The organism is Flavobacterium johnsoniae, assembly GCF_001879205.1.
GTDB classification, from domain to species: Bacteria; Bacteroidota; Bacteroidia; order Flavobacteriales; family Flavobacteriaceae; genus Flavobacterium; species Flavobacterium johnsoniae_A.
In genome coordinates, this window is sequence record NZ_MLFK01000006.1 from 55,171 (window position 1) to 80,251 (window position 25,081).

24 protein-coding genes are annotated in these 25,081 nt (G+C 33.7%); 16 read left to right on the forward strand and 8 right to left on the reverse strand.

The genetic code is table 11. From position 1 onward, the window contains the following. Positions 1-103 precede the first annotated feature (103 nt). Complete coding sequence (locus BKM63_RS09470) at positions 104-988, reverse strand: NAD kinase (protein ID WP_071636374.1); 885 nt, start codon at positions 986-988, stop codon at positions 104-106. Between the two features lie 90 nt (positions 989-1,078). Further along, positions 1,079-1,738 carry a CBS domain-containing protein gene (locus BKM63_RS09475; RefSeq protein ID WP_071636375.1) on the reverse strand — a complete coding sequence of 220 codons (660 nt, stop codon included), beginning with the start codon at positions 1,736-1,738 and terminating at the stop codon, positions 1,079-1,081. 116 nt (positions 1,739-1,854) lie between these two features. Between BKM63_RS09475 and BKM63_RS09480 the strand changes: the two genes are divergently transcribed. The 3 genes from BKM63_RS09480 (at position 1,855) to BKM63_RS09490 (ending at position 5,776) form a co-directional block, all read left to right on the forward strand. Beyond that, positions 1,855-2,568: a pyridoxine 5'-phosphate synthase gene (locus BKM63_RS09480; protein WP_071636376.1), complete on the forward strand. Its 714-nt coding sequence runs from the start codon at positions 1,855-1,857 to the stop codon at positions 2,566-2,568. Between the two features lie 146 nt (positions 2,569-2,714). After that, positions 2,715-4,916 carry a TonB-dependent receptor gene (locus BKM63_RS09485; protein WP_242661126.1) on the forward strand — a complete coding sequence of 734 codons (2,202 nt, stop codon included), beginning with the start codon at positions 2,715-2,717 and terminating at the stop codon, positions 4,914-4,916. Positions 4,917-4,921: 5 nt separating this feature from the next. Continuing rightward, positions 4,922-5,776: a DUF4249 domain-containing protein gene (locus BKM63_RS09490; RefSeq protein WP_071636378.1), complete on the forward strand. Its 855-nt coding sequence runs from the start codon at positions 4,922-4,924 to the stop codon at positions 5,774-5,776. Between the two features lie 49 nt (positions 5,777-5,825). On the opposite strand, the gene BKM63_RS09495 is transcribed toward BKM63_RS09490, so the two are convergent. After that, positions 5,826-7,223: a hypothetical protein gene (locus tag BKM63_RS09495; protein ID WP_071636379.1), complete on the reverse strand. Its 1,398-nt coding sequence runs from the start codon at positions 7,221-7,223 to the stop codon at positions 5,826-5,828. Between the two features lie 207 nt (positions 7,224-7,430). On the opposite strand from BKM63_RS09495, the gene BKM63_RS09505 reads away from it, so the two are divergent. The 5 genes from BKM63_RS09505 (at position 7,431) to clpX (ending at position 12,350) form a co-directional block, all read left to right on the forward strand. Continuing rightward, on the forward strand, positions 7,431-8,195 hold the full coding sequence (locus tag BKM63_RS09505) for an alpha/beta fold hydrolase (RefSeq protein WP_071636381.1): 765 nt from the start codon (positions 7,431-7,433) through the stop codon (positions 8,193-8,195). 53 nt (positions 8,196-8,248) lie between these two features. Then, a complete protein-coding gene (locus BKM63_RS09510) occupies positions 8,249-8,593 on the forward strand; it encodes a phage holin family protein (protein WP_071636382.1) in 345 nt (114 codons plus the stop codon). Positions 8,594-8,708: 115 nt separating this feature from the next. Next, positions 8,709-10,031 (forward strand): trigger factor, encoded by a 1,323-nt coding sequence (locus tag BKM63_RS09515; protein WP_071636383.1) that lies wholly within the window; start codon positions 8,709-8,711, stop codon positions 10,029-10,031. Positions 10,032-10,275: 244 nt separating this feature from the next. Continuing rightward, positions 10,276-10,950, forward strand: coding sequence for an ATP-dependent Clp endopeptidase proteolytic subunit ClpP (clpP, locus tag BKM63_RS09520; RefSeq protein ID WP_071636384.1), 675 nt, complete (start codon positions 10,276-10,278; stop codon positions 10,948-10,950). 167 nt (positions 10,951-11,117) lie between these two features. Next, positions 11,118-12,350 (forward strand): ATP-dependent Clp protease ATP-binding subunit ClpX, encoded by a 1,233-nt coding sequence (gene clpX / locus BKM63_RS09525; protein ID WP_071636385.1) that lies wholly within the window; start codon positions 11,118-11,120, stop codon positions 12,348-12,350. Between the two features lie 83 nt (positions 12,351-12,433). On the opposite strand, the gene BKM63_RS09530 is transcribed toward clpX, so the two are convergent. Together BKM63_RS09530 and BKM63_RS09535 are read right to left on the reverse strand one after the other, a co-directional pair. Continuing rightward, the gene (locus BKM63_RS09530; protein WP_071636386.1) at positions 12,434-12,907 is read right to left on the reverse strand and encodes a hypothetical protein; all 474 of its coding nucleotides are present in this window, start codon (positions 12,905-12,907) and stop codon (positions 12,434-12,436) included. A gap of 49 nt (positions 12,908-12,956) precedes the next feature. Beyond that, positions 12,957-13,922, reverse strand: a complete 966-nt coding sequence (locus tag BKM63_RS09535; protein ID WP_071636387.1) for a GlxA family transcriptional regulator — start codon at positions 13,920-13,922, stop codon at positions 12,957-12,959. A gap of 142 nt (positions 13,923-14,064) precedes the next feature. On the opposite strand from BKM63_RS09535, the gene BKM63_RS09540 reads away from it, so the two are divergent. The 6 genes from BKM63_RS09540 to serB all read left to right on the forward strand — a co-directional run bounded on the left by BKM63_RS09540 (position 14,065) and on the right by serB (position 17,856). After that, positions 14,065-14,475 carry a VOC family protein gene (locus tag BKM63_RS09540; protein ID WP_071636388.1) on the forward strand — a complete coding sequence of 137 codons (411 nt, stop codon included), beginning with the start codon at positions 14,065-14,067 and terminating at the stop codon, positions 14,473-14,475. 48 nt (positions 14,476-14,523) lie between these two features. Continuing rightward, positions 14,524-14,928 carry an SRPBCC family protein gene (locus tag BKM63_RS09545; protein ID WP_071636389.1) on the forward strand — a complete coding sequence of 135 codons (405 nt, stop codon included), beginning with the start codon at positions 14,524-14,526 and terminating at the stop codon, positions 14,926-14,928. A 117-nt stretch (positions 14,929-15,045) separates the two neighbouring features. Further along, entirely contained in the window at positions 15,046-15,453 is a 408-nt protein-coding gene (locus tag BKM63_RS09550) for a VOC family protein (protein WP_071636390.1), read from the forward strand. A gap of 2 nt (positions 15,454-15,455) precedes the next feature. Beyond that, positions 15,456-15,893 carry an ATPase gene (locus BKM63_RS09555; protein ID WP_071636391.1) on the forward strand — a complete coding sequence of 146 codons (438 nt, stop codon included), beginning with the start codon at positions 15,456-15,458 and terminating at the stop codon, positions 15,891-15,893. A gap of 58 nt (positions 15,894-15,951) precedes the next feature. After that, positions 15,952-16,389 carry a VOC family protein gene (locus tag BKM63_RS09560; protein ID WP_071636392.1) on the forward strand — a complete coding sequence of 146 codons (438 nt, stop codon included), beginning with the start codon at positions 15,952-15,954 and terminating at the stop codon, positions 16,387-16,389. Positions 16,390-16,626: 237 nt separating this feature from the next. Next, on the forward strand, positions 16,627-17,856 hold the full coding sequence (serB, locus tag BKM63_RS09565; protein ID WP_071636393.1) for a phosphoserine phosphatase SerB: 1,230 nt from the start codon (positions 16,627-16,629) through the stop codon (positions 17,854-17,856). 198 nt (positions 17,857-18,054) lie between these two features. Here serB and BKM63_RS09570 read toward each other — a convergent pair whose 3' ends face one another. Together BKM63_RS09570 and BKM63_RS09575 are read right to left on the reverse strand one after the other, a co-directional pair. Further along, positions 18,055-18,294: a redox-active disulfide protein 2 gene (locus tag BKM63_RS09570; protein WP_071636394.1), complete on the reverse strand. Its 240-nt coding sequence runs from the start codon at positions 18,292-18,294 to the stop codon at positions 18,055-18,057. 172 nt (positions 18,295-18,466) lie between these two features. Beyond that, a complete protein-coding gene (locus tag BKM63_RS09575) occupies positions 18,467-19,990 on the reverse strand; it encodes a GH3 auxin-responsive promoter family protein (protein WP_071636395.1) in 1,524 nt (507 codons plus the stop codon). A 247-nt stretch (positions 19,991-20,237) separates the two neighbouring features. Here BKM63_RS09575 and BKM63_RS09580 point away from each other — a divergent pair, with 247 nt between their 5' ends. Both BKM63_RS09580 and BKM63_RS09585 read left to right on the forward strand, forming a co-directional pair. Continuing rightward, entirely contained in the window at positions 20,238-21,032 is a 795-nt protein-coding gene (locus tag BKM63_RS09580; protein WP_071636396.1) for a DUF2797 domain-containing protein, read from the forward strand. A gap of 304 nt (positions 21,033-21,336) precedes the next feature. Further along, positions 21,337-22,389, forward strand: coding sequence for a glycosyltransferase family 9 protein (locus BKM63_RS09585; RefSeq protein WP_071636397.1), 1,053 nt, complete (start codon positions 21,337-21,339; stop codon positions 22,387-22,389). Positions 22,390-22,463: 74 nt separating this feature from the next. Here the strand turns inward: BKM63_RS09585 and BKM63_RS09590 are convergent, their stop codons facing one another. Then, positions 22,464-25,064 (reverse strand): AsmA-like C-terminal region-containing protein, encoded by a 2,601-nt coding sequence (locus tag BKM63_RS09590; protein WP_071636733.1) that lies wholly within the window; start codon positions 25,062-25,064, stop codon positions 22,464-22,466. Positions 25,065-25,081: the final 17 nt, after the last annotated feature.

Below are 25,081 nucleotides of genomic sequence, written 5' to 3' on the forward strand. Positions count from 1 at the left end.
TTTTTTCAATTTACATTATGATTTTGAGACATTTAATGATGATTCACTACATGCAGAACGAGAAAATGTGGTATTATCGTATAGTGAATAAGAATAAAAGAGGTTAATTTCTCTTGTCTTCTCCCCAAAGCAATTTGTTTCTTAAGGTTTTTAAGAAAGTTTCGCCCGGAATTTCAACCATTTTAATTTTATAATCTGTTTTTTTGATTTTAAGAACGGATTCGTTTTGTACCGAAGAAATTCTTGAATCCAAAGAAACTAAATATTGATCTTCTCTTCCTGTAACACGTAATGTAATTTCGGTATCATCAGGAATAACAAGCGGTCTGGCGGTTAAATTATGTGGTGCAATTGGCGTAATTACTAAGCTTTTTACATCTGGCGTTAAAATAGGGCCGCCACAGCTTAATGAATATCCTGTTGAGCCTGTAGGCGTAGAAATGATAAGGCCGTCTGCCCAATATGAGTTTAAATATTCGTTGTTCAGGTATGTTTCTACGGTTATCATCGAGGTCGTGTCTTTTCTGCTTACTGTAACCTCATTCATAGCAAAGTTCAGTTCTTCAAAAGCATCATTTTTAGGCTCGCAGGATATACCCAGTAAAGTTCTTTCAGATGTGGTGTAATTTTGATCAATAACAAACTGCAGTAAGCTGTCTATGTTTTCTTTCTGAACCTTAGCTAAAAAACCAAGTCGGCCTGCATTTATCCCCAAAAGAGGCACTCCTGAATTGCGTACTAAAGCCGCTGCTCTTAAAATTGTTCCATCACCGCCAATACTAATAAGCAATTCAAAACTATTATCTAACGTAGTACTTGGTGAAAAAGTTTTGTATTCCTTTTTTATAAGCTGCTTTTCATAAAGCATATTAAGGAAATTTTCTTCAATTACCATTTCTACATTATTGGAACTAAAAAACGAGAAAATGTCTTTTATAATAGGTTCGGTGCTGTTTTGATAATATTGTCCGTAAATGGCTATTTTCATCTGGTGTTTAATCGATTTTTTGTTTAATTGTTTAATCGTTAATTTTCTTCGTCAAAACGATTAAACAATTAACCGATTCAACAAACAATACTATATATTAAGGTATTTGTCTAAATAATCAGAGCGTTCTTTCAGGCTGTTAATATAGGTGTCTTCCTGGTGTTCTGAAATAATTTCATAACCATATCTTCTATAAGTCTGAATAATTTCATTCATGGCGCCCAACCCTATTTTTACCGTAATCTGAACATTCTCTACATCAGCTTCAGAAATAAAACAGCCTAAAATTTTACCGTTATTGCTTTCTACAATCTGTGTTACTTCGCTCATCGAATAATCTAAAAGACCTTTTTGAACGATGATAATGCCTCCTTGTTCTTTTAAAAATGGAGTTTCCTGAAAAAACTTCATAATATCTTCCATTTCATAATAGCCAATATAGCTGTTATTTTCGTCAAGAACCGGAATAATATTAGTATGATTTTTAGCGAAGACTTCAAGAACATCCAGCCAGATCATTGATTTTCTGGCAAAAAATCGTTCTAAGGTATATTTGTAGTCAATCGCCTTTTTATCTGAATCGAATGTTTCAACATCATCAGAAGAAATGCTTCCGATAAAAATCCCATCTTCTAAAATTGGGAAATGAGAAAAATTTACATCGATAAAAAAGTCCTGAATCGAGGCTATCGTTTCCTGACTATCAATCGCTCTGAAATCATTTGTGATATAGTTCGTAATTTCTGTCATAAATCAATTGAAGATATTTGATGCAAAATAATCAAAAAATACCAAAAACTGCTGCGTTTTACTTTGTATTTTTGTCGTAACAAATATAGTGTTACTTGAATTAATTATCTATTTATATGACAAAGTTAAGTGTAAATATCAATAAAATTGCAACGCTTCGAAATGCCAGAGGCGGAAATGTTCCTGATTTATTAAAAGTTGCTGTCGATATTCAGCGTTTTGGAGGGCAGGGAATTACCATTCATCCGCGTCCGGATGAGCGTCATATTCGCTATCAGGATGCACGCGATTTAAAAGCAATTGTGACTACAGAATATAATATTGAAGGAAATCCGCAGCATAATTTTATTGATTTAGTTTTAGAATGCAAGCCAGATCAGGTGACATTAGTTCCTGATGCAATTGGAGCGATTACCTCTTCTGCAGGCTGGGATACGATAAAAAATCAAGAATATCTAACCGAAGTGATTCAGGAGTTTCAAAGAAACGGAATCAGGACTTCGATCTTTGTTGATCCGGTTTTAGAAATCATCGAAGGTGCAAAAAAAACAGGAACAGACAGAATTGAATTGTATACAGAGGCTTTTGCTCACCAATATGATTTGGGAAATAAAAACGGAATTGACCCGTATGTAAAAGCAGCAGAATTGGCAAACGAACTAGGATTAGGAATTAACGCCGGACACGATTTGAGTTTGGATAATATTCAGTTTTTTAAACAAAATATTCCAGGATTATTAGAAGTTTCTATAGGGCACGCCTTAATTTCAGAAGCCCTTTATCTTGGTTTAGATAATGTGGTGAATATGTATTTGAATAAATTGAAATAAGATTAAAATTAAACAATTATAACCTGATGTAGTTGGGTTATAATTGTTTACTTTCGCACTTTTCTTATTAAATTTACGTGTCAAAATCTATTATTCTCTTTTTTTTAGTATCCTTTTGCGGCCTTTTTGCACAGTCAAATATAAGGGTGTCGGGAAATGTTAAATCTTCTGAAAATCAAAACCTAAGTGAGGTAAATCTCTCTTTTGAGATCGACAAAAAACAGTTTCATGCTGTTACAGATACTTTAGGGAATTTTTCAGAAAATGTTCCTTCTGGTGATGTAGTAATCAAAATTCATCATTTAGATTTTACTCCCAAAAGCATTTATTTTAATGCGGTAAAAGATACCGTAATTTCTGTTTTTTTAGAAAAAGATATTGCGCAGCTAAAAGAAGTTGTTATTTCTAATGACAAAAAAAGTGGCATCAAAACTTTATCCGGCGGTAAACTATCCTTTAATTTAAAAGAATTATCTGGAGTTCCAACCGTTTTAGGAACTACCGATATTATAAAACTTTTACAATTAACACCTGGGGTGCAAAATTCTGGTGATGCAAACGGATATTTGTATGTGCGCGGCGGTGATCCGGGACATAATGCCATTTTGTATAATGAAACTCCAATTTATGGAATGTCTCATCTTCTTGGGATTTTTCCTTTTTACAATACCGATCATATTAAGGATGTCGAATTTGATAAATCAAGTTCTAACCCAAAATACGGCGGAAGATTAAGTTCTACTACGCTCCTAAACACCAATAAAAAACTGCCGTCAGAGTTTTCGATTCAGGGAAATGCCGGAATTTTGGCTTCGCAATTGACCTTTGCAGTTCCGTTAAGCGATAAAACAGGATTTTATATTTCAGGAAGAAAAACCTATATCGATGAAATTATGGGTCCGATATTAAAATCAGGCTCAAATAATGATGTTCAGGATATGAAATATGGTTTTTCGGATGCGAATTTTACTTTCTTATCTCAAATTTCAAAAAACAATCTATTTTCTCTAAATGCTTTTTTCAGCGGAGATGAATTAAAAGTAAAAGATGAAAATCTGGCACTGAAAACCAATTTAAAATGGAGTAATTTTACCGTTTCACCCTCTTTAACCACAATGTTTTCTGCTAAAGTAAATATGACAAATTCGCTTTATTTTAGTCATTATGCTAATGATTTAAGCATGGAACAGGCAACAATTCAATTTGGTGTTTCTTCTTATGTTAAAGATTTTGGGTTTGCAAATTCAGTGCGATATTCAATTGCAAATATTCCTTTTGAGTCAGGATTGCAATATGTTTATCACAATTTACAGCCTCAAAAAGTAAATGTTGAAAACCTGACAACGTTAGATAATAAATCACAAAGAATAATTAATGCCAATGAAGCAGCCATTTTTGTAAGCGCTAAGCCTAAGTTATTCGAAAACGTGACGGCCGATTTAGGAGTTCGTATTAATTATTATACTTCCGGATCAGATTCTTATCTGCATTTTCAGCCTCGTGCGGTGTTGAATTATTATGCTAATGAAAATTATTCGTTTTATGCTTCTTATAATAGGCAGTATCAATATTTAAGTTTAATAACTACTTCGAGCGTTGGTATCCCTACTGATTTTTGGATTGCAAGTTCGGACGGTATCAAACCACAGTCTTCGGATGAATTCTCAATTGGTTCAAATCAAAATATAACCAAAAGTATTTCTTCCTCTTTTGGAGGGTTTTATCGTTCGATGAAAAACCTGCTTGAATATCCGTATGGCATAACTCAGTTTAATGAGATCACGACGCTTAAAAATGATTTGTATGTTGGAGAAGGAAAAGCGTACGGATTTGAAATGATGCTGAAAAAAAGCAGCGGAAAATTTAGCGGCTGGCTGAGTTACACCTTAAGCTGGTCTGACCGAAATTTTGATGAATTGAATAACGGAAAAACGTATTTTGCAAAATACGACAGACGCCATAATCTTTCTGTAGTGGGAATGTACGATTTAAACTCAAAATGGAATTTTGGCGTAACGCAGATATTTAGTTCCGGAAACCGTTTTACGATGCCAACTTCATGGTATTTTATCAATAACAATCCGGTTAAAGAATATTCAGGATATAATAATGCACAAATGCCGGATTATGTTCGAACAGATCTTTCTGTGAATTATTATTTTATAAAAACAGCAAAAAAAGAAAGTGCTTTAAACTTTTCGATTTACAATACATTTAATATTGCAAATCCAATTTATGTTGTTTTGGATGTAGAGGTAAGTGAAGATAAAAGCAATGTGGTGGTAAAACAGGAAAAGAAAGTATTGTATCGAATGCTTCCTTCCGTTAGCTGGAGATTTAAATTTTAAGAAATATGAAAAAGTATCTATTGTTTCTTTTTAGTTTGTTTTTAATGAGCTGTTCCAGCGACAATTTTAGCGAACAGAAAACTCTGGAATCTAAAATAGTAGTCGAAGGCTGGATCGAAGAAGACGGCTATGCTAATGTTTTGTTATCGAGCAGTATTCCGGTTACAGATGTTATTGATTCTACAAATGTTTTAAATCATGTAATCAGATCTGCAAAAATTACCATTTCTGACGGGCAGAATTCAGAAGTTCTAAGAGTTAAAAACGATAAAAACAGAATTCCTCCTTTTGTCTATTTTGGGTCGGAGTTAAAAGGTGAAGCAGGGAAAGAATATTCGATTAAAATTGAATATTTAAATCGTGTTGTCGAAGCGGTAACTTCAATTCCTAAATCGGTACCGTTAAAAAGTGCCGAATATATAAAGAAGAATGCGGCAGATACAACAGGTTATGTTTTTGTAAAATTTGATGATCCTGTACAAGAAAAAAACTATTATCAGATCGCCACAAAAATTGAAGGCGAAGAGCCTGTTTTTGTGCCTGCTTTTTACGGTAATTTAGACGATAAAAACTTCGAGAGTTCGTCTGTTTCTGTACAGATAAACAGAGGTATTTTATTATTTCCAAAAACAAAATTTACCCCTTATTTTGCCGATGGAGATTTGATTCAGGTAAAATTGCGAACGCAAACAAAAGAAGCATTAGATTTTTGGAACAGCTGGCAAAACGAAATCGTAAACAGCAAGAATCCTATTTATCCGTCAAACACCAGTTTAAAATCGAATATAAAAGGCGGCATTGGTATTTGGGCAGGATATGGCCAGAGTACCATTATAGTAAGAACGCCTCCAAAAAAATAAGCCGATTTGAATTACTCAAATCGGCTTATTTACAACTAAATTCTAAAAATTATTTTCTGTTAAAAGCGGCAAGGAAGTCTTCAAATTTAGCTTCAAAAGTATTGAATCCTTCAGAGAAATAGACGCTCATTTCTGCTTCTGTATTGTCGTTGAATTTTAAGAAATAAGTTTCTGTATAATCTTGCATCTTAAATTCTTCATTAGTGCCCATCCACGTTCCTTGAGGATACCATTCATTAACTGTCCAAACAGGAATAGTGTAGTAATAGTTATAATTTTCTTTAGAGCGTTTTATTACGTCTGCTATTTTAGTTCCGTCTTTTTTAGATACTAAAATCAATTTTATATTTTTGTTAAAATTGGCAGCAGTTCCTTCAGAATATTTTTTATAATATGCATTTAGAGCAGCGTAGCCAGCTTTAAAATCTGTAGTTGATTTTGAATAATCAGGATATCCCGGGTTTACAACGGTTTTTTCTAATGCTGTATCATCTGATGCCTGACCAGCTAAGTCCATATCAGCAACAATTACAAAGTTGTCCAGTAAAGTAGCTAAACCATTTGCTTTTCCTCTGTATTGAACAAGTTCTTGGTTGTCTAATAATTTGTCAATTTCGGCATTGCTTGCACCGTTAAAGTCAATTAGTGTTTTTCCATTATAAGTAAGAGCTGCTTTTGCAGTGTTTTGTACTGCTTTTACACTGCTCATTTCCCAAGTGTAACCATCGTTTAATACCATTTTGTATGAAAAATCAGTTGGAACTTCTTTTCCATTAGCATATTTTGCAGTTTGTACAAATGTAGCCGATTGTGTACCATCGATTGTTAAAACAGCATCTGATGAAGTTGGTAAGAAGAAATAATCATTTACATGATTACTTAACACCCAGGTATTTGTTTTATCATCATATGACCAATTCCCATTATAATCTGTGTATTTTACTTTGATATCAGAAGAAATACTTTTTGCAGAAAAAACAGCGTTATTTGCTGTTTGCGATTTCTTAGCAGGGAAAACAAATTTTAATTCTGTACTTGATGCAGTTTTAACCCAAGTTTTAGCTGTATTGTTCCAGGTATAGATACCGTAAACACCAGAAATTTGTAAAATGTCTTCTACCTTATTATCATTTTTACCATTGAAAATATCAACTTTGCTGACTTGCAATAAATTGTTTAAATTTTCTAATGCTTCGATTGCTCCAGAACTTTTAGTTTTGTCTAATTGTACCAGCATTTCGTTTGCTTCAGCCTCTAATTTTGTTTTTTGCTGTGCAGGGGTAAGACTAGAATAAGGCTGTTTTAATAAAGCAGCAATTTGTTCTTGTAATGTTTGCTCAGTTTCTGGTTTTGGTTCTGGTGTAGTTTCGTTAGGGTTGTCTTCACTAGAACAAGAAATCATAAGTTGAGAGGCAACTACTGATAATAAAAGGAATTTTTTAATCATAATTTGTGTTTAAATTAAATGAATTTGTTGGTTGCATTTTGTGGCGCAAGATAGTTTTAAAAAAAATCTAAAGCTTACGGGAAACCGTAAAAACGTAAACTTTTTTTTATTAATATTATTTGCAGAAAAAATGTTGGAGAACACATTCTGCAACAGATTATTAGATAAGTTTTTTACATTTGTAACAGAATTTAAAAGAAAAAATAAATGTTATATTCAAAAATAGAAGGCGAAGGAAAACCCTTTGTCATCATGCACGGATTTCTCGGAATGTCTGATAACTGGAAAACTTTGGCAGGACAATATGTAGAAGCCGGTTTTCAGGTTCATATTTTAGATTTACGAAACCACGGCCGCAGTTTTCATTCAGACGAATGGAGTTATGAAGCAATGGCTCAGGATGTTTTTGAATATTGCCAGGCAAATCAATTAACCCGAATTGATATCCTCGGACATTCGATGGGCGGAAAAGTGGCGATGCTCTTTGCAGCATTACATCCGGAGATTGTAGACAAATTAATTGTAGCAGATATTGGGCCTAAATTCTATAAGCAGCACCATCAGGATATTTTGGCAGGATTAAATGCGGTTGATTTTTCGGTAAAACCAAGCAGAAATGATGTCGAAACAACTTTAACGCAATATGTTCCTGATTTTGGAACCCGCCAGTTTTTGCTGAAAAACTTATATTGGCAGGAACCTGGGCAATTGGCTTTCCGTTTTAATTTATCAGTTTTTAATAATAATCTAGATGCTATCGGAAAACCCTTAGCAGAAAATTTAGTATTTAATAAACCAACGCTGTTTATAAGAGGAGGAAATTCAGGATATATTCAGGATTCTGATTTGGATGCGATCCAAGTACAATTTCCCAATTTTAAACTGGAAACCATTCCAAACGCCGGACATTGGCTTCATGCCGAAAACCCAAAAATGTTTTTTGAAATGACCACAGCATTTTTAAAGGAGTAGTGCTATTTTGATAAAAATTTTATTACTTTTAAATAAATTTTAAACTAAAAACTATGAAATTACTACTTAGACTTCTCGTTACTGCAGCCTTGGTTTTATTAATTGCAAACTTTTTGCCAGGAGTGCATGTTGCCAGTTTTGGTACGGCTGTAATCGTTGCAGTGGTTTTAGGATTGTTAAATCTGTTTATAAAACCAATTTTAGTTATACTGACTCTGCCTGTTACGGTTGTTACACTCGGCTTGTTTTTGTTAGTGATTAATGCCATTATTATTTTGTTATGTACCAATATTGTTGGGGGCTTCGCAGTCGATTCGTTCTGGACAGCATTATTCTTTAGTATTATTTTGTCTATCCTGCAGTCAATTACTTATAAAATATTAGGAGACGATAATTAATCGAAATTAAAAGCAGATTAAAACTGCTTCAAATACAATAGATTAAAAACTTGGTTGGGTTGCAAAAATTTTATAATTTTGCAACCCAATTTTATTATGTAAATTAAAGAAGAAGATGGATATTAAAAGAGTAGCAATAGACGCTGTTAACGAGACAATTGTAATGAACGTTGTTCATATGGATTATAAAGGTCAAGTGGCAAAAAGAATCAACGAAAAATTGCCTTTGGCGCAAGTAAAAGGATTTAGAAAAGGACAAGTTCCTAAAGATCTTGTTGAAAAACAATACGGAAAAGGTATTAAACAAGAAGAAGTTAAAAAAGTAGTTGATTTAGCTTTAGAGCGTTTTATTCAATCTGAAAGATTAAATCTTTTAGGTACTCCTCTTCCAAAAGTAAACGAAAACCTTGACTGGGACGCAGAAGAATTAACTTTTGAATTCGAAATTGGTTTAGTGCCAAACTTTGAAATTGATTTAGAAGCTAAAAACAATATCGTAAAATATATCGTTACTGCTGATGATAAATTAATCGACGGACAAGTAGAGCGTATCCAAAAACAATTCGGAAAAGCAATTCCTCAAGATAAAGTTGAAGCTGATTCAGATTTAACTGGAACTTTTACTAACGAAGAAAAAGGAATCAACAATACAACTACAATTTCTGTTTCTACTTTCAACAAAAAAGCCGGAGATAAATTCATCGGTAAAAAAGTTGGAGATGTTGTTACAGTAAGCACAAAAGGTTTATTCGAAGACGATCACCAATTAATGGATTACTTAAAAGTATCTCACGATGATGTTCACGGTTTAGATATCGAAGTAAACTTTACAATCGAAGCAATCAACGGTGCTGAATTGGCAGAATTAAACCAAGAATTGTTTGATAAACTTTTTGGTGAAGGAAAAGTAGCTTCTCTTGAAGATTTGAAATCTAAAATTAAAGAAGATGCTGAAGCTCAATTTGCACAGCAAGCTGACCAAAAATTATTATTAGACGTTCAGGATTTCTTGATCGAAAACACAAAATTCGATTTACCGGCTGAATTCCTTAAAAAATGGTTACAAACTGTTGGCGAGAAAAAACTTTCTGCAGAAGAAGCGGAAGTTGAATACGCAAGATCTGAAAAAGGGTTACGTTTTCAATTAATCGAAGGAAAAGCAATGGCTCAAAGTAACATCCAAATTACATTTGACGATTTAAAAGCTTTTACAACAAACGCTATCAAACAACAAATGGCTCAATTTGGTCAAACTAATCCAACTGACGAAGAAGTTCAGGGAATTGTAGCCAGAGTTTTATCTAACCAGGAAGAAGTGAAAAGACTTTCTGAGCAGGTTGTAGCAGAGAAATTGTTAGAATTGTTTAAAGAAAAAGCAAATCCAACAACTAAAGAAGTTACTTACGAAGAATTTATTGCTGCTTCTTACGGAGAATAATTTCTGAAAAATAATTATATTTGAGCGTCGGCAGTTTACTGCCGACGCTTTTTTTGTTTCCGGTTATATGTTAATATTCCAGTTTTAAAAAGAAACTTAGTCCCGAAGCTTCGGGATAGCATCGCAGAACCTTTGAAACTTAAAAAAAAGAAGACATAATGACATCCTTTGTAAAAAGGTATGACCTTTGCAGAGAATAAAAACATATACACCAATATAAACGTAAAACTTAGAACAAATACATATGAACTACGGTAAAGAATTTAAAAATTTTGCTACAAAGCACCACGGAGTAAATGCCATGTATTATGACAAAATCATCAGTGCTATGACGCCGACGAATTTAACTCCAAATATCATCGAAGAACGTCAGTTGAATGTTTCTATATTAGATGTCTTTTCAAGATTAATGATGGACAGAATTATCTTTTTAGGAACAGGTATCGACGATCAGATTGCAAATGTTGTACAAGCGCAGTTATTATTCTTAGAAAGTGCCGATGCATCAAAAGATATCCAGATTTATTTAAACTCTCCGGGAGGAAGCGTTTATGCAGGTCTTGGAATCTATGACACAATGCAGTACATCAAACCAGATGTTGCTACAATTTGTACCGGAATGGCCGCTTCTATGGGAGCCGTTTTGTTATGTGCAGGAGCAGCAGGAAAACGTTCGGCTCTGCCGCATTCACGCGTTATGATTCACCAGCCTTCTGGAGGAGCGCAAGGTGTTGCAACAGATATGGAAATCAACTTACGTGAAATGTTGAAATTAAAAGATGAATTATACAATATCATCTCACAACATTCAGGACAAACTTTTGACAAAGTGCATAAAGACAGTGAGCGCGATTACTGGATGAAAGCTGACGACGCAAAAGAATACGGAATGATTGATGAAGTATTGAGAAGAGGATAAAACTTAGTTTCAGGTTTCAGGTTTCAAGTTGCTATGGTTAATTTGAAACCTGAAACAAAATATAATTTGAAACAAAAATAAATAAGTTAAGAAGTTACTAAGTTTTTGAGGTTTTTGTTGAAAGTCTCAGAAACTTAGTAACTTTGTAGCTTAGTAACTAAAAAAGAATGGCTAAAGTAGTATTAGAATGTTCGTTTTGTGGAAGAAAAAAGCCAGAAACTAATTTATTAATTGCCGGTATTAATGCACACATTTGTGATAAATGTATTGAGCAGGCCCACGGAATTGTATTAGAAGAATTAAAATCAAGTGGAAGCGCAAAACTTGTCGGGGACTTAATTTTAAAGAAACCAAAAGAAATCAGAGCTTTCCTGGATCAATATGTTATTGGTCAGGACCAGACAAAAAAAGTAATGTCGGTTGCGGTTTACAATCACTACAAACGTTTAATGCAGCAGCAATTAGATGATGAAGTAGAGATTGAAAAAAGTAACATCATTATGGTAGGTCAAACCGGAACAGGTAAAACATTGGTTGCTAAAACAATCGCAAAAATGTTAGACGTTCCTTTGGCAATTGTTGATGCAACCGTATTAACAGAAGCAGGTTATGTAGGAGAAGATGTTGAAAGTATCTTAACACGTCTTTTACAAGCCGCAGATTACGATGTAACCAAAGCCGAAAGAGGAATCGTATTTATTGATGAAATTGATAAAATTGCACGTAAGAGTGATAATCCATCTATAACACGTGACGTTTCTGGTGAAGGTGTGCAGCAAGCTTTATTAAAATTATTAGAAGGAACAGTTGTAAACGTACCGCCAAAAGGAGGACGTAAACACCCGGATCAAAAATTTGTTGAGGTAAACACTCAAAACATTTTGTTTATTGCAGGAGGCGCTTTTGATGGAGTAGAACGTATTATTTCTAAACGTTTAAATCGTCAGGCAGTTGGATATTCTACTTCTAAAAATGTAGATAACATCGACAAAGACAATTTATTACAATATATTATCCCAAAAGATATTAAAGATTTTGGTTTGATTCCGGAGATAATTGGTCGTCTGCCAGTTTTAACGCACATGGATCCTTTAGATAAAGAAACACTTCGTGCGATCTTAACACAGCCTAAAAATGCATTAGTAAAACAATATCAGAAATTATTTTTAATGGATGATGTTGAGTTTAATATTAGCGATGAAGCTTTAGATTTTATTGTAGATAAAGCTTTAGAATACAAATTAGGAGCACGTGGATTACGTTCGCTTTGCGAAGCAATCCTAACAGATGCCATGTACGAATTACCAAGCTCTGACGATAAAATTTTATCAATCGATAAAGATTATGCAGAACATACTTTAAGTAAAAACTTATTGAAGCGCATGGAAATTGCTTCTTAAATTTAATAGTACTTTGTCAAAGTTTTAAACTCTGACAAAGTTTCAATTATAAAACCTGTTCATTTTTATTTGAGCAGGTTTTTTTATTTTGAAATAATAAAATAAGGTGTCACGTTAGAGATTTCTTTGCCATTCAGCCAAACCGTTTTTTTAGCCACTGAATTTTTTGTCCTTGAAAACTCAGCTTTAATTATATCGGTGTTATCTTTATTCCATTGTATATAGGTCTCTGGGAATTTTTCGTCTTTATCATTATTTAAGAAAACGGTAATCAAATACTGATTTCCATTTTGTTCTTTTTCAATTATGAAGTTGCGTGGAGCATTTTTAAATCCATCATAAACCTCAACTAATTTACCATCAACCTTATTGAAGATTTTTATTTCGTCTTTGTTATAGCTATTTTGGGTATTAGGATCTAACAAATCTTCGTTATTAGAATTGGTTACTTTAATCGATACACCTACGTCGAGAGAAAATCCTTCTACGGTAGGTTCGTCAGACGAACAGCTAATTGATAAAAAAGTAATTAAACAGATAAAAAACAATTTTTTCATTTTGATTGGTTAAAAGTTTGGTTAAATATAAGAAAATATGGAATAAAATTTACTGTACCCTAAACTTTTCTCTATATTCAATAGGTTTCATGCCAACCATTTTATAAAATACTTTTCTAAAAGCCTTTGGGTCATTGTAGCCTGTTTTTTCAATGATCTCTGAAATTGAAAGCTGTGTCTGTTCCAAATATTTCTTTGAACTTTCGACTCTGATATTCTGCAGATATTCAATTGGCGGAATTCCGGTTACTTGTTTAAATCGGCGTGTCATATTTCTGGCGCTGGTTGGAATATCTTTGGTGATTTCTTCCAGTTTTTCGATGCTGTGATACTGACTTTCGATTTTTTGCTGTAACATCGCAACCAAAGTGTCATTATGCAAATGATTCGGCCTAAAAGTACTGAAATAGCTTTGTTTGTATCGGTTTAAGTCGATCGAGAAAATCTTGGCAATTTGTACTGCAATTTCGTTTCCGCAATATTTCTGAACCAAAAGAATCAATAAGTGAAATGTTGAGGTCGAACCGCCGCTGGTATATAAACTTCCATCTGCCGTTAGCGTTTCTTCTGGCTTTAATTTTACCATCGGAAAAGCTTTTGTAAAAGCACTGCAGGCATCAACATGCGTAGTAGCTAATTTTTCGTTTAATAGTCCCGAAGCGGCAAACAGAAAAGCGCCCGTACAAAAACTGGCCAATTCCGCTCCGGATTGATGTTGTTTCTGCAGCCACGGAATAAATTTCTTATTCTTCGCAATCATTTCGCTCATATTGTCAGTCGTAAACGCTGGAATCAAAATCAATTCTAAAAGTTCGCTCGAAGCTTCAATAGAATTAATTTCATATCCAAACAAACGCTCCTGATTGATTTGCTCAGTCAATTGAAATAACATGATTTCAAATGGTTTTTCAGTTTCTTTACTGAGTTTATTTGCTGTTTCAAAAACTTCTAAAATAGCAGCTATACTTAATAATTTATAATCGTGCGGAACAATTAAACCTACTTTTTTGCTCATGATTTTGTGGTTTTTAGGAAAATTAATTTCTAAACAAATGTAAGTATTTTGTCTTAAATGCCCCTAAAGTTGACTTTTATTGTATCCAAAAGCCAATTGTAATATTCTAAATTTGTTTTAAATAATTGTAACTTTAGATATTATGGACACGAAAATTTATATAAATCTTGCTGTAAAAGATTTAAAAAGAGCAATATCCTTTTTTAACGAATTGGGTTTTTCAACCAATTTGAAATTTACAAATGAAAAGGGGGCCTGTATCGTTATTGGCAAAAATATCAATGTCATGCTTTTGGTCGAAGAGTTTTATAAAACATTTACCGACAAGCAGATTTGTGATTCTAATACAACAAGCGAAGTACTTATTTCTATTTCTGTTCCAACACGTGAAGATGTTGATGGTATAATAGAAAAAGCGGTTAAAGCCGGTGGAACCGATTATAGAAGAACGCAGGATTTTGAATGGATGTATCAAAGAACTTTTCTTGATCTTGACGGGCATCATTGGGAGGTTTTCTTTATGGATGAAACTCAAATTCCGGAGCAGCTTTAAATTAAAGCGTAAGTATTTAATAGGGTATAACTTTTAAACATATAAACAATGATAACTGTAAAAAGCACAATCAATGCATCAATCAATAAAGTGTGGGACTTTTGGACTTTGCCTGAACACATTACAAAATGGAGTTTTGCTTCTCCGGACTGGCATACACCTTATGCAGAAAATGATGTAACCGAAGGCGGAAAATTTAAATCGACTATGGCGGCGAAAGACGGCAGTATGAGTTTTGATTTTGAAGGAGAATATACGTCGGTAAAACCAAATGAAGCACTTGAATATGTTATGGCAGATGGAAGAAAGGTAGAGATTACTTTTAAAGAAACCCCAAATGGCATAGAAGTAATTGAAAGTTTTGATCCTGAAACACAAAATTCGGAAGAAATGCAGCGAGGAGGATGGCAGGCAATCCTCGATAATTTTAAAAATTATGTAGAGGCAAATTAGTTTTTTTACAGGTACAAAGTTACAGCGTTACAAAGGTGCAAAGAAAAAAACTTAGCGCCTCAGTCTCTCAGAACCTTAGTCCCTTTAAAAAAAGTTTAACGAAAAACATCAAAAAAAATGACAAATCAAATATGGCTGAATCTGCCGGTAAAAGAGGTGGCGGCTTCAAAAGCTTTTTTTTCGAAAATAGGTTTCTCTTTTAATGAAGAACACGATACGCCAAGTTCAACTTGTATGGTTGTAGGCGAAGGAAAATTTGTGGTAATGCTTTTTGAAGAATCACTTTTTGAAGGTTTTTCGCAAAACAAAATTACCGATACAAAAACAAGCTCTGAAATTCTCATTTCGATCGATGCAGAAAGTAAGGAAGAAGTGGATGAACTGGCCCAAAAAGTACAGGAAGCCGGAGGTTATGTTTTTGCTAAACCGGCAGAAAGTCAAGGCTGGATGTACGGATGCGGTTTCGCTGATTTAGACGGACATCGCTGGAATGTTTTATTTATGGATTTTACTAAACTATCTTAATTATGGAAACTTTAGAATTTAAAATAAGAATTAAAGCCCCTGCCCAGAAAGTTTGGGAAGTTTTATGGAATGATGAAACGTATAAAAAATGGACAAGCGTTTTTTGCGAAGGATCTTATACCATAAGCGAATGGAACGAAGGTGATAAAATACATTTTATGTCACCAAACGGAGAAGGAATGTATAGTGTAATTGAAACAAAAACTCCAAACGAATATATGGCTTTTAAGCATATAGGCGAAATAAAAGATTTTAAAGAGCAGCCTCTCAATGAAGAAACAAAAAAATGGAGCGGGGCAATGGAAACCTATAGATTAATTCCCGATGATGAATTTACAGATTTGATTGCCCTGGTCGATTCGGGCGAAAAATTTATCGATTATTTTAAAGAAGTTTTTCCAAAAGGTTTAGAAGTGGTTAAAGAACTTTCGGAGAAATAAATTGCAATGTCAAGATCAATTAGAATAAAAAATAATAACAAACAAAAAACAAAATATCATGACAACAGTAAATCCTTATTTAGTTTTTAACGGAAATTGCGAAGAAGCATTTCTGCATTATAAATCAGTTTTTGGAGGTGATTTTTCATATATCGGAAAATTTAAAGATATGCCTTCTGCTGAAGACGGAGGTTGTGCTGAATTTTCAGAAAAAGACGCCAATCGTATCATGCACGTTTCACTGCCAATAGGAAGTACCATTTTAATGGGAAGTGACAGCAGCGAGCAGTCAGGCGATGTACAGTTTGGAGGAAACTTCTCTGTTTCAATTAATGTTGAGAGTACAGAAGAAGCGGACCGAATTTTCAATGGACTTTCAGAAGGAGGCAACGTTTTTATGCCAATGGATAAAACATTTTGGGGTGCTTATTTCGGAATGTTCACCGATAAATTTGGTGTTAACTGGATGGTGAATTTTGACCAAACTCCACAATAATTTTTACTGCCGCGATTCTTAGGTTATAATTTTGCAATGAAAAAATAATTCTGGAATCCGTGTCAGGAAGAATCAAAACCTAATTTTGTTAGGTTATTTTAATAGCAGGACATTATTGTTAAATTACTTAAAAAAGCGCATCAATATGCGCTTTTTCTTTGCAAAAAACAATGATTATTCTTTTTTATCACCAAGAGATTGTCGATTTTTGTCGCTTTCAAAACCAACACAGATAAAATGGCAATAGAGGATAAAGAAATTATTTTATTAAAAGTTTCAGGACACGATAAAATAGGGGTTACAGCAGGTTTAACAGCTGTATTGGCGGCATACGATGCTAATATTTTAGATATCGGTCAGGCTGATATTCATGATACACTTTCTTTAGGAATTTTATTCGAAATTGCGGCCGGTTCTTCATCGGCACCTGTTTTAAAAGACTTATTATTCAAAGCTTACGAATTAGAGATTAAGGTTAAGTTTATTCCAATTTCTATCGAAGATTACGAAACATGGGTAAAATCGCAGTCTAAGCAGCGTTATATCATCAATATTTTAGGGGAAAAACTGGCAGCATCGCAATTGGCAGCAGTGACTAAAATAATGTCAGATCAAAATTTAAACATCGACTCTATTATACGTTTAACAGGAAGAACTTCTATAGTAGAGAAAGAAGAATATCCTCGTTCTTGTATTCAGTTATCTGTAACGGGCGAAATAGTAAATAAAATTGTCATGACGGCAAGTTTTATGGAAATTTCGAGAACCTTAAACGTCGATATTTCTTTCCAGGAAGATAATATTTACAGAAGAAACCGTCGTTTGGTCTGCTTCGATATGGATTCTACTTTAATTCAAACCGAAGTTATCGACGAACTGGCAGAACTAAACGGAGTAGGACCTCAGGTAAGAGCAATTACAGAGTCGGCAATGAATGGTGAAATTGATTTCAATGAAAGTTTCAAGCAGCGTATGGCTTTGCTGGAAGGTTTAAGCGAAGAAGTGCTACAAAAAGTAGCGGTAAATTTACCTATCACACAAGGAGCACATCGTTTAATGAAAGCCCTAAAATACTACGGTTATAAAACCGCAATTCTTTCGGGAGGTTTTACTTATTTTGGAGATTATCTTCAAAAAGAACTCGGAATCGATTATGTTCACGCCAATCAATTAGAAATTAAAGACGGAAAATTAACCGGCAAATATTTAGGTGATATCGTAGACGGACAAAAGAAAGCCGAATACCTAAAAGCTATTGCCGAAAAAGAAGGAATTCACATCAACCAGACTATTGCAGTGGGCGACGGTGCCAACGATTTGCCAATGCTTAACTTAGCTGGTTTAGGAATTGCTTTTCACGCCAAACCAAAAGTAAAAGAAAGCGCTTCAACCTCAATTTCAAGTTTAGGTCTTGATGGAGTTTTATATCTTTTAGGATACCACGACAGGTATATCGACATGATGTAGAAAATTATTGTTTGTGACATACTGATGTAATGAAAAAAAACAAACCTCAGTCTTTACAATAAAAGGCTGAGGTTTTTTTATGGGCATGTCCCTTCGGGTCGGGCTATCCGTTCCAATCTTTTGTTTCTCCCGAAGCCTCGGGACCACACAAAAGGATTTCCACTTCTATCCCTCATGCGGGTTTAGTGGAATCTTCGTTTATTTACGAGATTCTAATTCCTTTTTAATTTCTTTTAAAGTATTCATGTTCAAAATGAAGATAGGAAGTAAAGCAAGCGGAATAACATTCGCAGCGCTAAATCCTTTGATAAAGGCAAGGTATATGTTAAGAACAAATAGAAGCAGTAATACAATGCCAAAAATATAAGTCACTGCTTTTAATGATTTTTCATTCTTGAGTAGTTCTTCGCTGCTCATTTCGTTAAATTTCTTTTTCATTTTGGTTTAGTTTAAATGGAGTATGGTTTGGTTAATTTTATGTTTCTAAAACAGTAATCTGTAAATAAATTGCCTCCTGCTTTAGCTGGAGGAAATAGATTTGAAAAAGGCTAAGGCTTTAGTCAAATTTGAAGCTCAGGCCTGATCAAAATAATTCTTATGAAATCTGTGTTTAACTTTTAACGGCACACATCTCCTTCAACTGCTCCAAATAATCTCTCTGGTTCGAAAGTCTCGGAATCTTATGCTGTCCTCCTAATTTATCTCTCTCTTTCAGCCAGTCATAAAATAGATTTTCGCGTGCTACATTAATCACCAAAGGATTTAAAGTCATATTGTTGTAGCGTTTCGCTTCGTAATCTGAATTTAAAGTCTGCAGCGTTTCGTCCAGCACTTTTTGAAAAAGCCCCACATCAGCCGGTTTTTTCTTGAATTCGATCATCCATTCATGAGCACCTTTTTCTTTGTCCTGCATAAAAATAGGGGCAACGGTATAATCAATAACTTCGGTTTGGGTAATCTGACAGGCTTTGGCAATGGCCTGATCGGTATTTTCTACCATCAATTCTTCCCCAAAAACATTAATATGGTGTTTGGTTCTTCCGGTAACTCTAATTCTATAAGGATTTAGCGAAGTAAAGCGAACCGTATCGCCGATTAGATAACGCCATAAACCAGAATTGGTGGTAATAACAATCGCGTAGTTTTTATTTAATTCAACATCGGCTAAACGAATCACTTTCTGATCTGGCGTTCCAAAAGTATCCATCGGAATAAATTCATAAAAAATTCCGTAATCAAGCATCAATAATAGATCACTCGAATTGTTTAAATCCTGAATAGCAAAAAAGCCTTCAGAAGCATTATAGATTTCGTAATATCTAAAATCCTTACTTGGTAAAATTTTCTTGTATTGTTCTTTGTATGGAGAGAAACTCACGCCTCCGTGAAAATACACTTCAAGATTTGGCCAAAGTTCTAACAAACTTTGTTTTCCTGTATTTTCTAAAACTTTATTCATTAAAACCAGCATCCAGGATGGAACTCCTGCAAAACTCGTTACATTTTCATTTTTCGTTTCGTTAATGATGGCTGCAATCTTGGTTTCCCATTCGCTCATTAACGATGTTTTACTGCTTGGCGTACTGCTGAATTCAGCCCAAATAGGCATGTTTTCGATTAAAATAGCCGATAAATCACCAAAGAAAGTATTGTTGTTTTCATAAATCTGAGAACTTCCGCCCAAGCGAAGACTCTTTCCGAGAAATAGCTCAGAATCTTCATTATTATTCAAATACAAACAAAGTAAATCCTTGCTTCCTTTATAATGGCAGTCTTCCAGCGCTTCGTTGCTTACCGGAATAAATTTACTTTTAGCATTGGTAGTACCGCTAGATTTCGCAAACCATTTAATAGGAGATTCCCAAAAAACACCTTGCTCGCCCTGACGTGTGCGTTCAATCAAAGGCTGTAACTCTTCATAACTTGCAATAGGAACTCTTTCTGCAAAAGTCTGGTAAGAGTTTATCGATTCAAAGTCGTATTTTTTTCCAATAACGGTATTTTCAGAAGCCAATAACAAATTATGCAATAGTTCTTCCTGAACTTCATTTGGGTATTTTAAAAAAAGTTCAATTTGATGAATCCTTTGTTTGAGGACCCAGGAAGCGAAAGAGTTTATTATTGATAAAGGCATGTGTAGATTTTATATTTTAGATTGCTGATTTTAGATTTAGGTTTTACAATTTATGTAAATCGAAACTTAAAATTTGAATATCGAGCGACAAACATTAACTTTGTCATTGTATCAAAAATAGTGTTTTTTTGTAATAAAAACCACTCCTTATGAACTAAAGATTAACTCAAAAATTGATTTCAAACGATTAATAAGTCAAAAACAGAGGTAATCTATATCTAATTCTAAAATCTACAATTTAAATCTAATGACATATCAAGGTGTACTAACAAAAATGCAGACAGAAATTGGAAATCCTATTCAATACTATTTAGTTTTTGAAGATAGTTTTCTTAATGTAAATCAATTATTAGATAAGGAGATTGAGATTAATTTTGCAGGTTTTCAATGTTTGAATTGCCATAAAAAGAAAAAGATATTTAGACAAGGTTTTTGTTACGACTGCTTCTATTCGAGCCCGGCGGTTGGCGATTGGATAATGAGGCCGGAATTGAGTACCGCTCATTTAGGAATTGCAGACCGTGATTTAGAATATGAACAAAAAGCACAATTACAGCCGCATGTGGTTTACCTGGCTTTATCAAGTGAGATTAAAGTGGGAGTTACCCGTAAAACGCAGGTACCGACAAGATGGATCGATCAGGGTGCGACACAAGCAATTGCAATTGTAGAGGTCCCGAATAGATATTTAGCCGGAATTACCGAGGTGGCCCTAAAAGATCATTATGCTGATAAAACCAATTGGAGAAAAATGCTTCAGTGTACTGCTGAGGGATGTGACTTAATTCTTGAGAAATCAAAAGTAGAAAGTTTAATACCAGCTGAGGTTAAAGATTATTTTTACAGTCAGAAAAATGATGTTTATGAACTGAATTATCCTGTTTTAAGTTATCCGGCAAAAGTGGCAAGTTTAAATTTGGATAAAACACCAACGTTTCAAGGGAAATTGGTTGGAATTAAAGGACAGTATCTGATTTTTGAAAATGGAACTGTTTTTAATATTCGGGGTTCAGAAGGTTATGTGGTAAATATAAACGTTTAACTATTTTACTAAACCCGTCGATTTTTATTAACTCACTGTCGATTTGTACTGGCTTACTGTCGAATATTTGTTTGTTGTTTTGTTAAATATTGTACTTTTATTCTTGTATTGAGAGTAAAAGTGTGAATATTGATACTTTTAGATAACAATTATGTAATAATTGCTTATTGAAAGAATTTATTTTTGAAGGAAAAAGAGCCTAAATTTGAGAAAGGTCAAAAGCACATTTTTTAATGAATTTGACTTGTTTTTTTGAGTGATGTTCTCTTAGTGAAAAATAAAATACAACAAAATAATAATACCAATGAGTAACTTAAAAAAAGTTAGTGTTAATAAAGTCAGGCGTAAATTGATGCGCATTTTAACTAAGAATATTGGTAATGCAAACTCTAACAAAAACGGTACGATTGATAAAGACCAAATCAAAAAGGTATTGATATGCAGGCCAAACGGGAGACTTGGTAATCTGCTTTTAATTACACCTTTAGTTCAGGAAGTTACCACCACATTTCCCAATTGTAAAATTGATCTGTTTGTAAAAGGAACTCTCGCTCCCATTGTTTTTGAAAAATACGATAACATTGATAAGATTATTGATCTTCCTAAAAAACCTTTTAAAGAGTTAATAAAGTATTTAAAAGTCTGGACTTTAATAAAAAACCAAAATTACGATCTCGTAATCAATGTTGACCAAAATTCCTCTTCAGGAAGATTAGCGGTGCAATTCTCGAGTGCTAAATATAAATTTTTTGGAGACCTTCCGGAAAATGTGCAGTTAAATTATAACGACCAAGATCATATTGCAAAATACCCTGTTTATAATTTTAGATATTTTTTAAGTCAATTTGGAATAGAAGATAAAAAAAAGCCTGTTGCACTGCTTGATTTAAAATTAAGTAGCGAAGAAATTTCAAAAGGAAAAACCATTCTTAACAACATTGTTGATGAGAAGAAAAAAACAATCGCAATCTTTACCTATGCAACAGGAGAAAAATGTTATTGTGAGTCATGGTGGGAAGAATTTTATGCTGCTTTAAAAAAGGAATATCCGGATCATAATATTTTTGAAGTACTGCCTATAGAAAATAGATCTCAAATTAATTTTCAGGCTCCTTCATTTTACAGCAAAGATATTCGCGAAATAGGTTCAGTATTAGCCAATGTTGACGTGTTTATAGGCGCAGATAGTGGGATTATGCATTTGGCGAGTGCGTCAAAAGCCGCAACTGTTGGATTGTTTTCGGTTTCTATTCTAAAAAAATATCAGCCTTATGGAAATAATAATATTGGGATCGATACAAACCAATCGACTATCCCGGATTTTATAAATGCTATAAACAAAATTTTGAATAAATAATTCAATAGAAAATATAATAAAAAAACTGCTCCGGAAAATGAATTCCGGAGCAGTTTTTTTATTGTATTTAGTCTTTAATTTTTCTTCTTGAAAAGGCCGTTAATTAAGTCGCTTGCTTTTTTAGTAGCTTCCTGAGTTTTTTGTTCCTTTTCTGTCTTTGCCGCTTGCGTTGTGTCTTTGGCTTTCGTGTTTTTGTTTATTAAATCAGTCAAAGCTGCAGTACCTTTTTGCGTCAGTTTTTCTTTTTGCTGATTGGCTACTTGAGAAGCTAAACTAGTTACAGCGCTTTTCATGTCTGTAGTAATTTTTGGGTTTGAAAAATTACCTCCAATAACGGCATTAATAGGAATGTTTTGCAGTTTTGCGGCATCTGCAGGAGACATTTTTGCAATAAAAGCATTTGCCTCGCTTCCTAAATATTTAGCAGGAACATCAAATTTTAAGTTGTAATTCATCGTTTGGTCAAAACCGTGAGTTCCGCCAACCGTTACTTTAATGTCTTGATATTTAATCTCAAAAGGTTTTACGTTTACTTTTCCGTTATCAAAAGTTAAGGCTGCTTTAATATCATTTAAATTCACTTTGTTCATATCAATGAATTTAAGGTTTGAAGTTAAAGAGTTTAATACCGTAGAATTTTTGGCATTAACGGTTGTAGAAAGTAATTGACCGATTAAATCCCCTGAAATAGATTTTAGGTCAGGAGTTAATTCATTAGCATCCAGATTTCCGTTTAATTTTATCGTAGAATTTAGTTTACCATTGATAATTCCGGCAATTGGAGCAATTTTTTTCATCATGTCTAACTGCGTAAAAGTCTGTGCAATATCAACTTGATTGAAACCTAAATTCATATCAAATGTAGGCACTTTTGTTTTTGTCGAAACCGCTCCTGTTAAACCAATTGTTCCGCCAAAAACGGATGTTTTAAAGTTTTCCAATAAAGCTTTTTCGTCTTTGATAATCAATTTGCCCGAAACATCTTTTAGTTTTAAATTGTCATATAAAACAGTTGCTGCTTTTGCGTTTAAAGTACAATTTAAGAAAGCTGGAATTTTCATTGCCTCAGCAGGTTTTGCCGGCGTTTTTGTCTCTGTTTTTGCTGGTTCTCCGGCTGTCATAAAATCATCGACAGCCAATTGATTTGAGCTCATGTTGAAATTCCCTTTCAGTTCTTGTTTCTTAAACATAAAACCATAGAAATTTTCCAGAACCCCGTTTATGGCAATATCACTTTTTCCGGTTGTGGCATTAAACTGTTTTAAATTAATAGTGCTCGGATTGAACTCCACCATAGCTGTGCTGATGTTCATCGATTTATTGTTTTCATCAGTATATTTAAATCCTGACAAACTCATAGTTCCGGCATTTTTTATGTTTTGATACTGGCTTTTCTCAACAGAGGCCATATCAAAATTTGTTGTAACATCGGCTTTTAAAATCCCTGCCAAAGGTTTGTCCATTTTAATTGGATAGGCTTTTGAAAGATTAGCCAGATTGATAGTACCTTTTAAAGCGGCATTTACAAGCGGATTAACGGTAATGTTTCTAACATTTGCTTTAGCACTGAAAACATCCTGATCGATTCTAAAAGACAATTTATCTAAGTTTACATAAGTGTCGTTTAAAATTCCGGTTTCGTTGATGATTTTAGTATCGATTACAATGTTTTGAACTGATTTTGGTAAATTCGGATACTGAAATGAAGCATTGTTTGAAGCAATAGCAATATTAAATTTAGGAACTGTTGTTTCTGTTAACTGTCCTTTTGCAAAACCAGCAACGGTAAATTCTCCGGTTGTTTTTACCCCGTCAAGGCTTGAGGCATAAGCTGAAGGGATCAGGCCTAAGAAATTGGTAAACGACGAAGTTGGGGTCTTAAATTTCAAGTCATAAATCTGACCCGCTTCAACCATCTGAATAAATCCATCAAACTCTAATGGCAATTGATTTATTAAAGCTTTATTTTCTTTAAAAGTATATTTACTTTGATCTAAATCAATTCCTAAAACAGCATCTAAAGTCAGTTTTATATTTTTCATATAATTAACTTTATCCATATCCAGAGATACGTTTGCTGTAGTTTTGGTGTTTAAATCCAGTTTCGAATTGGTGAAATCTCCGGTTCCTTCATGGTTTAAACTGTCAATAACCATTTTAATTTTTGAACCCTGATCGATATATCTAAAGGTAAAGTTCTCAATTTTATAGTTTTGAATTTTTAAAGAAAGCGGACTACTTTTTTCGTCTGTTTTTGTTTCTTTTTTGTCTTTCAAAGCGATGTCAAAATTTCCAACGCCATCTTTATTGAAGATAATGTTGATTAAACCATTTTGAGAACTAATTCCCTGAATGTTTAAGGGTTCGTCTTTTCCTTTAAAAAGTTCCTTAATACTCATTTTAAGATTCAATTCTCCTAATGAAACCAAAGTATCACCTTCAAAAGGTGCTTTGTTGATAATAACCAATTTCTCGATTCCAACAGCTGCATTCGGAAAGTTTTTAAACAAACTTAAATCAGCATCGGCAAAACTTACTTTTGCATCGACGCTTTCGTTGATGGCATCAGCAATTTTGGCTTTAATTTGATCTTTAAAGAAATACGGAATGGCAAATAGTGCGGCCACAAAAACCACAAGGACAATGGCGGTTACTTTTAAAATTTTCTTTAACATATTTATAGATTTGAGGT

What these genes read in the sequence shown, in the direction of transcription:
- BKM63_RS09545 (WP_071636389.1), top strand. Translation starts at nt 14,524, where the DNA reads ATGATAACTGTAAAAAGCACAATCAATGCATCAATCAATAAAGTGTGG.
- BKM63_RS09585 (WP_071636397.1), top strand. Translation starts at nt 21,337, where the DNA reads ATGAGTAACTTAAAAAAAGTTAGTGTTAATAAAGTCAGGCGTAAATTG.
- BKM63_RS09480 (WP_071636376.1), top strand. Translation starts at nt 1,855, where the DNA reads ATGACAAAGTTAAGTGTAAATATCAATAAAATTGCAACGCTTCGAAAT.
- BKM63_RS09470 (WP_071636374.1), bottom strand. Translation starts at nt 988, where the DNA reads ATGAAAATAGCCATTTACGGACAATATTATCAAAACAGCACCGAACCT.
- BKM63_RS09590 (WP_071636733.1), bottom strand. Translation starts at nt 25,064, where the DNA reads ATGTTAAAGAAAATTTTAAAAGTAACCGCCATTGTCCTTGTGGTTTTT.
- serB (WP_071636393.1), top strand. Translation starts at nt 16,627, where the DNA reads ATGGCAATAGAGGATAAAGAAATTATTTTATTAAAAGTTTCAGGACAC.
- BKM63_RS09555 (WP_071636391.1), top strand. Translation starts at nt 15,456, where the DNA reads ATGGAAACTTTAGAATTTAAAATAAGAATTAAAGCCCCTGCCCAGAAA.
- BKM63_RS09475 (WP_071636375.1), bottom strand. Translation starts at nt 1,738, where the DNA reads ATGACAGAAATTACGAACTATATCACAAATGATTTCAGAGCGATTGAT.
- clpX (WP_071636385.1), top strand. Translation starts at nt 11,118, where the DNA reads ATGGCTAAAGTAGTATTAGAATGTTCGTTTTGTGGAAGAAAAAAGCCA.
- BKM63_RS09515 (WP_071636383.1), top strand. Translation starts at nt 8,709, where the DNA reads ATGGATATTAAAAGAGTAGCAATAGACGCTGTTAACGAGACAATTGTA.
- BKM63_RS09550 (WP_071636390.1), top strand. Translation starts at nt 15,046, where the DNA reads ATGACAAATCAAATATGGCTGAATCTGCCGGTAAAAGAGGTGGCGGCT.
- BKM63_RS09490 (WP_071636378.1), top strand. Translation starts at nt 4,922, where the DNA reads ATGAAAAAGTATCTATTGTTTCTTTTTAGTTTGTTTTTAATGAGCTGT.
- BKM63_RS09510 (WP_071636382.1), top strand. Translation starts at nt 8,249, where the DNA reads ATGAAATTACTACTTAGACTTCTCGTTACTGCAGCCTTGGTTTTATTA.
- BKM63_RS09505 (WP_071636381.1), top strand. Translation starts at nt 7,431, where the DNA reads ATGTTATATTCAAAAATAGAAGGCGAAGGAAAACCCTTTGTCATCATG.
- BKM63_RS09570 (WP_071636394.1), bottom strand. Translation starts at nt 18,294, where the DNA reads ATGAAAAAGAAATTTAACGAAATGAGCAGCGAAGAACTACTCAAGAAT.
- BKM63_RS09560 (WP_071636392.1), top strand. Translation starts at nt 15,952, where the DNA reads ATGACAACAGTAAATCCTTATTTAGTTTTTAACGGAAATTGCGAAGAA.
- BKM63_RS09535 (WP_071636387.1), bottom strand. Translation starts at nt 13,922, where the DNA reads ATGAGCAAAAAAGTAGGTTTAATTGTTCCGCACGATTATAAATTATTA.
- BKM63_RS09580 (WP_071636396.1), top strand. Translation starts at nt 20,238, where the DNA reads ATGACATATCAAGGTGTACTAACAAAAATGCAGACAGAAATTGGAAAT.
- BKM63_RS09530 (WP_071636386.1), bottom strand. Translation starts at nt 12,907, where the DNA reads ATGAAAAAATTGTTTTTTATCTGTTTAATTACTTTTTTATCAATTAGC.
- BKM63_RS09575 (WP_071636395.1), bottom strand. Translation starts at nt 19,990, where the DNA reads ATGCCTTTATCAATAATAAACTCTTTCGCTTCCTGGGTCCTCAAACAA.
- BKM63_RS09540 (WP_071636388.1), top strand. Translation starts at nt 14,065, where the DNA reads ATGGACACGAAAATTTATATAAATCTTGCTGTAAAAGATTTAAAAAGA.
- clpP (WP_071636384.1), top strand. Translation starts at nt 10,276, where the DNA reads ATGAACTACGGTAAAGAATTTAAAAATTTTGCTACAAAGCACCACGGA.
- BKM63_RS09495 (WP_071636379.1), bottom strand. Translation starts at nt 7,223, where the DNA reads ATGATTAAAAAATTCCTTTTATTATCAGTAGTTGCCTCTCAACTTATG.